This is a genomic window from Lachnoanaerobaculum sanguinis (assembly GCF_033242365.1).
Taxonomy (GTDB): Bacteria; Bacillota; Clostridia; order Lachnospirales; family Lachnospiraceae; genus Lachnoanaerobaculum; species Lachnoanaerobaculum sanguinis.
Genome location: NZ_BTHK01000004.1, coordinates 186,671 through 195,208 on the forward strand (window position 1 = coordinate 186,671; position 8,538 = coordinate 195,208).

The 8,538-nt window shown below is 37.3% G+C and carries 7 protein-coding genes; 1 reads left to right on the plus strand and 6 read right to left on the minus strand.

Annotated elements, in window-relative coordinates; all coding sequences use genetic code 11:
• Positions 1-4 precede the first annotated feature (4 nt).
• Positions 5-1,612 (minus strand): N-acetylmuramoyl-L-alanine amidase family protein, encoded by a 1,608-nt coding sequence (locus SBH76_RS04255; RefSeq protein ID WP_317976904.1) that lies wholly within the window; start codon positions 1,610-1,612, stop codon positions 5-7.
• Positions 1,613-2,416: 804 nt separating this feature from the next.
• Positions 2,417-3,715, minus strand: coding sequence for a phosphopyruvate hydratase (gene eno / locus SBH76_RS04260; protein WP_009662719.1), 1,299 nt, complete (start codon positions 3,713-3,715; stop codon positions 2,417-2,419).
• A gap of 223 nt (positions 3,716-3,938) precedes the next feature.
• Here eno and SBH76_RS04265 point away from each other — a divergent pair, with 223 nt between their 5' ends.
• On the plus strand, positions 3,939-4,994 hold the full coding sequence (locus SBH76_RS04265; protein WP_317976905.1) for a tyrosine-type recombinase/integrase: 1,056 nt from the start codon (positions 3,939-3,941) through the stop codon (positions 4,992-4,994).
• Positions 4,995-5,019: 25 nt separating this feature from the next.
• Here the strand turns inward: SBH76_RS04265 and SBH76_RS04270 are convergent, their stop codons facing one another.
• The 4 genes from SBH76_RS04270 to secG form a co-directional block, all read right to left on the minus strand.
• Positions 5,020-5,301, minus strand: coding sequence for a LysM peptidoglycan-binding domain-containing protein (locus SBH76_RS04270; RefSeq protein WP_290649180.1), 282 nt, complete (start codon positions 5,299-5,301; stop codon positions 5,020-5,022).
• A gap of 82 nt (positions 5,302-5,383) precedes the next feature.
• Complete coding sequence (gene smpB / locus SBH76_RS04275) at positions 5,384-5,845, minus strand: SsrA-binding protein SmpB (RefSeq protein ID WP_007591038.1); 462 nt, start codon at positions 5,843-5,845, stop codon at positions 5,384-5,386.
• The gene (gene rnr / locus SBH76_RS04280) at positions 5,829-7,970 is read right to left on the minus strand and encodes a ribonuclease R (protein WP_317976906.1); all 2,142 of its coding nucleotides are present in this window, start codon (positions 7,968-7,970) and stop codon (positions 5,829-5,831) included. The genes smpB and rnr overlap by 17 nt, the downstream gene beginning before the upstream one ends.
• A gap of 43 nt (positions 7,971-8,013) precedes the next feature.
• Entirely contained in the window at positions 8,014-8,244 is a 231-nt protein-coding gene (secG, locus tag SBH76_RS04285) for a preprotein translocase subunit SecG (RefSeq protein WP_034212181.1), read from the minus strand.
• Positions 8,245-8,538: the final 294 nt, after the last annotated feature.

Genomic DNA, 8,538 nt, shown 5'->3' on the forward strand with positions numbered 1-8,538 from the left:
CTAACTATCTGTCAAAGAGAACAAAATCACTGTCCAAATTGTTTAGTCCGTCTGTGGCATATGTGATTTCCGCTCCCCATCTGTCATGTCTGTCGGCACTTGAATCGTAGTGATAGAATCTTCCGTTCTTCTTTCTCGGTCTGTCACTATCACTTACTCTTGCTACGAACTTTGAGTTTGAAACTACTATCCAGTTGCCCTCTCCGTCCTTAAGAATCTTTGTGCCTTTGACTACTTTACCGTTTGAGTCTACGACTACATACTCGCCGTGACCTGTTCTTGTGTCCTTAAGAATACCGTACTTAAGGCTTGCATCAGCATCCAGTCTTAATCCGTTGAAGTAGAACTTACCGTCGTTCTTTGCAAGTGTGCATCTTGCTCCGATAGCCTTACCGTTGTCTTTGAAACCGAATACCGCATTTTGATCTCTAAGAGATACTGTAACCTCACCGGTAATCATTGAACCGTCATTAAGCTCATCTGTACCGAAGAGATATAAGCTTCCTCTGTCGATTGCAGCTATAGGTGAGTTGAGAGCGTCTGTAAGGAAGTCTTCCTTTGTCCACTCATCTACATCATATTTGATACCGAATGTATCATCTTCCAACATAATTACAAAACCTGTCTGCATACGTCCGATCTCATCGAAAGCGTATCTTCTTCCAAGTACTGTAGCTATTTTATCTTTAATTACACTACCGTCTTTCTTTGTTCTGAACCAGCTGTGCTCTTCTGTATCATAATCATGCTGACTCATTACTTCATTAGGTACTGTAAATGTCCAGTAATCGTCTTTAAGCTCACCGTCAACATCAAGTGAACCGTATTTTACTTTAGCGTTACTTGCTGTAGCTCTTATGTTTGCGTTGGTTACGGAAAGCTGAGGTATCATTACACCGTTCTCATCAAACAGGTATGCCTTACCGTTTATCTCTCTCTGCTTTGACTGATCTGTACTGCTTGCAGCGTACTTTCTTCCGTTAGCCCCGAAGTACAGCCACATCTCATCATACTCACTGTAGTTTCTCTGTCCAAGCTCTGAATATCCCGGATTCTCTCCTACCTGTGAATAAAGCAACCACTGATCCGCATACATTGCTCCGTCATCACCGAAGTAGTATTTCGCACTCTTAAACGGATTGTCATCTTCTACCGCATTGCCCTCCGCATCGAAGAATCCGGTAAGCATTACTCCTTCTTCATCAAAAAGATATCTCTTTCCGTTAATTTCACGAGTATATACTCTTCCGTCTTTGCCCTTGTACGCTTTTCCGTCGGCACCGAAGTAATACCATGCATCATTATCGTCGATATCTTTTGCAAGAACCCAACGATTAGCCGCCATTACACCGTCGGCATTCAAATAATAAATGCCGTCTCCTACGGTAACAATCGAATCTTTTACCATGTTGCCGTCATCACCCAGATAATACCATGCGTCACCCGACTTTCTCCAAGCCTCAGACACTGCGTTATTGGCATTGTCCAGATATCTCCACTCACCGCTTGAGTTATCCCATCCTTCTGCATGTGCAGTGAACGGATTTGCCCAAAGGAAAAGAGCGGAAACCGCCAATAAGCCCGCTTGACTTACTACCCTCTTTTTCTTCATCAAACCACCTCCTTGATTGTGTATCAACCGGAATATAAGGTCCTATACCATGCTCTACATGCATACTCCCATATCACTGTTTAATGTATGGCATTAAATCAGTCTCTCTATATCCAGTTAGTTTATTTATATATTTTCTTCACGCAAACAAAACGACCCACAAAAATATATTTAAACAATATTTTTGTAAGTGCATTTGTATAAAGAAATTTATATCATGTTATTACTGTAAAAACTCAAATTATGCTTGTTATACTGTTTGCTCTTATAGATATTTCAGAAAATTTTTCTACAGTTATTTTAAAATTTTTGCAAGTTACTGTCCTGTCCGTTATTTAGTGTCAGCACACGGATATCTGACATAGTATGTCCCATATAAGTTTATTCCACGCATATCTCACTCCACACTCTACTGCTTTAAGTTTACGTTAATATTATATTCATATAATATTATTATTTTCGTACTTTGTCAAATAAGTCAAATCTTTAATTATCGTTTTATTTTTATATCTTTTGCAGTAATACTATTTTCAGCTTTTATAAATAAAGTAGCATTATTTAATATATTTTTTAATTTTAACTTATATTTTTAGTACATAAAACAGAAGCAAGATTGTTTACAAGGTATTATGCATCTACGCAAAAGATTAAGTTATTGCACACTTGTCTTTTATCCATATCCTTATTCATTAAGTCTATTTCTTAATATTTTCGTCAGAAAATAATTTTTCAAAAAATAAGCATTAAAAAACCGGCTCCGGGCAAAGCCCGAAACCGGCAATATTATTTAAATTTATACGTAAATTATCTCTTTACATTGAATGCTGCCATACCCGGATAGCAAGCGCTCTCACCAAGCTCCTCTTCGATTCTAAGTAACTGATTGTACTTAGCAACTCTCTCTGATCTTGAAGGTGCACCTGTCTTAATCTGACATGTGTTAAGAGCTACAGCAAGGTCAGCTATAGTTGTATCCTCTGTCTCACCTGATCTGTGTGAAGAAATTGAAGTATATCCTGCCTTGTGAGCCATCTTTATAGCCTCAAGTGTCTCAGAAACTGAACCGATCTGATTGAGCTTTATAAGGATTGAGTTTGCACAACCGTTGTCAATACCCTTCTTAAGTCTCTCGGTATTTGTAACGAATAAGTCATCACCTACAAGCTGAACCTTTCCGCCAAGTTCCTTTGTAAGAAGCTTCCATCCTTCCCAATCTTCCTCATCAAGACCGTCCTCGATAGAGATGATAGGATACTTCTCAACAAGCTTCTTCCAATGCTCAACAAGCTCTGCAGATGTGAACTCTGTTCCTGCCTTTGGAAGCTTATACTTTCCGATTGTACCTGTCTTCCACTCACTTGATGCTGCATCCATAGCAATCATGAAATCAACACCCGGCTTATATCCTGCCTTCTCAACAGCTTTAAGGATAAACTCGATAGCTTCCTCATCACCACCTGTAAGGTTTGGAGCAAAACCACCCTCATCACCTACACTTGTAGCAAGTCCTTCAGCCTTTAAAAGTGCTGCAAGGTTGTGGAATACTTCCGCACACCATCTAAGAGCCTCTTTAAAGCTTGGAGCTCCTACAGGCATAACCATAAACTCCTGAACGTCTACGTTGTTTGATGCATGAGCACCACCGTTTAAGATGTTCATCATCGGTACAGGAAGTCTGTTTGCATTAACACCGCCAAGGAATCTGTAAAGTGGAATATCAAGTGAAATAGCTGCTGCTCTTGCACAAGCAATTGATACTGCGAGGATTGCATTTGCACCGAGCTTTGACTTATCCTTTGTTCCGTCAGCCTCGATCATTGCCTTATCTACAGCGTAGATATCTGATGCATCCATTCCCTCAAGCACATCGTTGATAGTTGTATTTATATTCTCAACAGCCTTTGAAACACCCTTTCCAAGGTAACGTGACTTGTCACCGTCTCTAAGCTCAAGTGCCTCAAACTCACCTGTAGATGCACCTGATGGAGCTGTTCCTCTTCCGATTGTTCCGTCTACAAGATAAACCTCAGCCTCAACTGTAGGATTTCCTCTTGAGTCAAGTATTTCTCTTCCGATAACCTTCTCAATTTCTAAATAGTTCATTGGTAAAACCTCCTTTTGGTCTCATATATCGCTTAACCTATATGATAAAATTATAACTCTATGCGACGATAGTATAATAACATAAATCTCAAGATAACTCTATATAAAAATATATAATTTTGTTATACTGTTAAATATTATATTATATTGTGCCGAGCAATCAGGTACAAAAATGTAAAATTCGATGATTACTTCACTATTTTAGATATATTAAGGGGAATTTATGCCTGACTATAAGTATAATGAACAAGTCGATATAGAGAATATAAAGAAGCTCAGAACAATGCTTTCAGAGCTCCCGGCATTTTTTAAAGACTTTTTTAGAGGAATTGAGCCTCGTACGCAATCAAGAACTCAAATCGCCTATGCCTATGACATAAAAATATTTTTACAGTTTCTACTTGAAGAAAATCCAAGTATAAAGAAATCATATAACAGTGTGACCGAAATACCTATTTCCGTACTTGAAAGTCTTACTGTAACAGACATTGAAGAATATATGGAATATTTAAAATATCGTGACACAGACGGTAAGAAAATATCAAATAAGGAAAATGCCATAAAAAGAAAAATCTCAACATTAAAGAGTGTATTCAAGTACTTTTACCGCACCGAAAAAATCAGTGAAAATATAATGGAAAGAGTACAATTGCCGAAATTACATTCAAAAGAGATTATAAGACTTGATATTGACGAAGTTGCTATGATGATTGATGAAGCGGAAAGAGGTGAAGGACTAAGCGACAGGCAAAGAGCCTATCATGGAAAGACCAAAGTACGTGATGTTGCACTGCTCTCTCTATTACTCGGTACAGGAATAAGAGTATCCGAATGTGTGGGACTTGATATATCCGATGTGGATTTTAAAAATAACGGGATTTTAATTCACAGGAAGGGAGGAAAAGAGGTTACTGTATATTTCTCGGATGAGGTAAAAGAGGCCTTGCAAAACTATTATGATGAAAGAGTTTTGATTCTGGAAGAAAGCGGACATGAAGGCGCATTTTTTTTATCAATGCAAAACAAAAGATTATCTGTCAGAAGTGTTGAAAACCTTGTAAAAAAATATGCCAAAATAATCAGTCCTTTAAAGAAAATAACTCCCCATAAACTTCGTTCCACATATGGTACAAATCTTTATAAGGAAACCGGCGATATATATCTGGTGGCGGATGTTTTGGGGCATAGTGATGTAAATACTACCAAGAAACACTATGCTGCCATAGAAGATGACAGGCGAAGAAGCGCCAGAAATGTGGTAAAACTGAGGGAGAAGTAATTTATTTCTCCCTCAATATTTGAGATTATCTTTCAACCTTATAGCTTACAAGTATAAAGCATCCGGGATGCACCTTATTGCTGTCCATTCCGTTCATATCCATAATCTGTTCTATATAGTCGTCATCAGATATACCTGTATTATTATATTTTTCAGATATACTCTCAAGGCTGTCGCCGTACTCAACTTTAACTGATGTATATCTTATATTCTCTGTATCCATGCCGGCTCTTGTAGTATTTGCCCTGCCAAGTAAAAAACTTATTAAAAACAATGTAAAAATGAATGCTAAAAATACTTTTCTCATATTCTCCTCCAAACATTTGTTCTATGTAATAAGTCTACAACAAGAACATATGTTTGTCAAGAGAAAAATCGAACATACGTTTTTACCTCATACTCCTCTTCATCGCTTTCTCTATCTCCCTTTGCTGTGTCTTTTTGGCAAGTGTCTCTCTTTTATCATAGTTTTTCTTTCCCCTTGCCAAACCTATTTCAACCTTTACAAGACTTCCCTTTAAATACACCTTTAAAGGTACTATTGTCAGTCCTTTTTCATTAAGCTTTGAATCGAGCTTTAATATCTCTTTCTTATGCATCAAAAGTTTTCTTACTCTCAATGGATCTTTGTTGAATATATTTCCCTTCTCATAGGGATTGATGTGCATTCCCATGATAAAGACTTCACCACGTTCGATTCTTATCCATGACTCCTTTATTGAAACATGGCCCATTCTTACAGACTTTACCTCCGTTCCGAACAGCTCAATACCTGTTTCATAGTTTTCCAGGATGAAATAATCAAAATATGCCTTTTTATTATTTGCTATTATCTTAATCCCCTCTGCCATCTCTCTCCTTTACAAGTTTAAAGTCAATTCTCTTTGCAAGTCTGTCTATATCATAGACTTTTACTCTTACCTTTTGACCTAAAACAAATTTCTTTTTTGTAATTTCTCCCACAAGTTCATATCCGGCTTCATTATAGACGAAGTAATCACCTTCCAAGTCGGACATCTTTATAAATCCTTCCACAGTATTTTCAAGCTCTACAAATATACCGAAGCTTGTCACACCGCTTATAATTCCGTCAAACTCCTCACCCATATGACCGAGCATATATTCACATTTTTTATATTTTACAGTCTCTCTTTCGGCTTCCTCGGCTCTTCTCTCCATCTGTGATGACTGTAAAGCCACACCGTCTAAAATAGCCCTGTAATGCTCTGTTCGTCTTTCGGAAAGTCCGTTTTTTATATTTTCTTTTATTATCCTATGTATCTGCAGATCGGGATACCTTCTTATAGGTGATGTAAAATGAGTATAATACTTTGCCGCCAGACCGAAATGTCCTATGCATGATGTATCATATCTTGCCTGCTTCATGCTTCTGAGCGCAATCCTTGATATAATAGCCTCGGCGTCACTTCCTTCAATATTTGCCAAAAGTTTTTGAAGCTCCTTCGGTGATACCTCATCATTTTTTCTTCTGAGTGTAAAGCCGAAGTTATTTATAAATATTGCCAGACTCTTTATCTTTTCAGGATCCGGATTCTCATGGACTCTATACAGGAAAGGCAAATCCTGCCAGAAAAAGTCCTCTGCCACGGTCTCATTGGCTGCAAGCATAAAATCCTCTATCAGCTTTGTAGCGGAATTTCTCTCATACGGCTTGATATCTACAGCCTTACCGTTTTTATCAAGTATAACTTTACTCTCAGGCAGATCAAAATCTATGGATCCACGCTTTGTTCTTGCGCCTCTAAGCAGTTCAGATACCAACTTGAAATTATTAAAAAGCTCTATATATTCGCTATATCTTTGCTTTGTTTCTTCATTTGAATCTGTAATAATTTCATTTACCGCGGTATATGTCATTCTCTCATTTACATTAATAACGCTCTCACAGATATTATGCCCTATTATATTTCCTTTTTCGTCTATCTCCATCAAACATGAGAGTGCAAGTCTGTCTTCACCCTGATTTAATGAACAGATTCCGTTACTCAGCTTTCTTGGAAGCATAGGAATCACCCTGTCCACAAGATATACACTTGTAGCTCTGTGTAATGCCTCCTTGTCAAGTGCCGTATTCTCTCTCACATAATGAGTAACATCAGCTATATGAACTCCCAGATGCCATATATTTCCGTTCTTCTCAAGAGTTATGGCATCATCCAAATCCTTGGCATCCTCACCGTCTATTGTCACGGTAACAAGATCTCTAAAATCCTGTCTGCCCTTTATATCTTTTTCAAGGACTGTACTTGGAATCTTTTTCAATTCATTTTCCACATCATCACCAAATTTTTCAGGAAGTCCGAAAGCTCTGACTATGGAAAGTATATCAACTCCTGCATCTGTGCTCTTACCGAGAATTTCAATGACTTTACCCTCAGGCTTTTTCTTATCACCGCCAAAGTCTGTGATCTCAACCACCACCTTATCTCCGGTCTTTGCACCTTTATCTCTTGACGCAGGAATATAAATATCTTTTAAAATCTTTGTATCATCCGGTAATACAAAACCGAATTTATTATTCTTCTTGTAATAGCCCACCATTTGAATATTGGCATGCTTTTCTATACCTATAATATGTCCTTCAGCTCTTTTTTCGCCGCTTTCAATATCTATAACAACTTTTACCTGATCTCCATTCATGGCATTTGCTGTATAATCGGACGGAATAAATATATCCGAATCTCTTCCTTCCACTCTTACAAAACCGAATCCCTTAGGATTTGCCATAAACTCACCGATTAAAAACTTATTCTCAGGCTTTTTGTACTTACCTCTTTTGCTTATTTCAAGTCTGCCTTCAAGCAGCAGTTCTTTCAAAACCTCATCAAGCTCAGGTCTTCTTTCTTTATCAACATTAAAAAAAACCGCCAGCTCCTTAGCCTTCATAGGTACATACAGAGGACTTTCTATAAAGTCCATAACTATCTTTTTTCTTTTTTCTAAATTCTTATCCATATAAACCTTTATAAATAAAAAGCACTCTTTTGAGTGCTTTTTATTATTTAACAATATTTAAAACTAATGATAAAATCAAAAATAATGCCGCAGCAACCTTTGTAAGCTTCTCAAGCAAGCCTTCAACTGAACGTCCTCTGTTCTTACCCCAATATGTATCGGCAATACCGCCTATTGAACCAAGTCCCTGCTCATTTCCTTCCTGAAATAATACTACTGCAGTCAGGAAAACGCATACTAAAATAAATATTATTGAAATAATCCTGTTTAACATTAACATATTTACACTCCATTAAAATACAAAACTGTTCTTATAATATCACTAAACAGTACTAATTGCAAGCCGGATTTTATTACTCAATCCTTACACTGCTGTCACTGTTGCTTTCTTTCTCAGTCTGTGATGACTCTTTGTTTCCTGTGACCTTTACCTTCCCGTCTTCCGTCGAAGTACTATGAAAGTTCCGACGTTTTAAATTTCTAATAAGCTATTTAGTTTTATGCAATTCTTTTAAATCCCTTATTTTAAAGGCTTTTCTGACATAAAAAATATTTCAAAAAATTTGAA

What these genes read in the sequence shown, in the direction of transcription:
- SBH76_RS04255 (WP_317976904.1), bottom strand. Translation starts at nt 1,612, where the DNA reads ATGAAGAAAAAGAGGGTAGTAAGTCAAGCGGGCTTATTGGCGGTTTCC.
- eno (WP_009662719.1), bottom strand. Translation starts at nt 3,715, where the DNA reads ATGAACTATTTAGAAATTGAGAAGGTTATCGGAAGAGAAATACTTGAC.
- SBH76_RS04265 (WP_317976905.1), top strand. Translation starts at nt 3,939, where the DNA reads ATGCCTGACTATAAGTATAATGAACAAGTCGATATAGAGAATATAAAG.
- SBH76_RS04270 (WP_290649180.1), bottom strand. Translation starts at nt 5,301, where the DNA reads ATGAGAAAAGTATTTTTAGCATTCATTTTTACATTGTTTTTAATAAGT.
- smpB (WP_007591038.1), bottom strand. Translation starts at nt 5,845, where the DNA reads ATGGCAGAGGGGATTAAGATAATAGCAAATAATAAAAAGGCATATTTT.
- rnr (WP_317976906.1), bottom strand. Translation starts at nt 7,970, where the DNA reads ATGGATAAGAATTTAGAAAAAAGAAAAAAGATAGTTATGGACTTTATA.
- secG (WP_034212181.1), bottom strand. Translation starts at nt 8,244, where the DNA reads ATGTTAAACAGGATTATTTCAATAATATTTATTTTAGTATGCGTTTTC.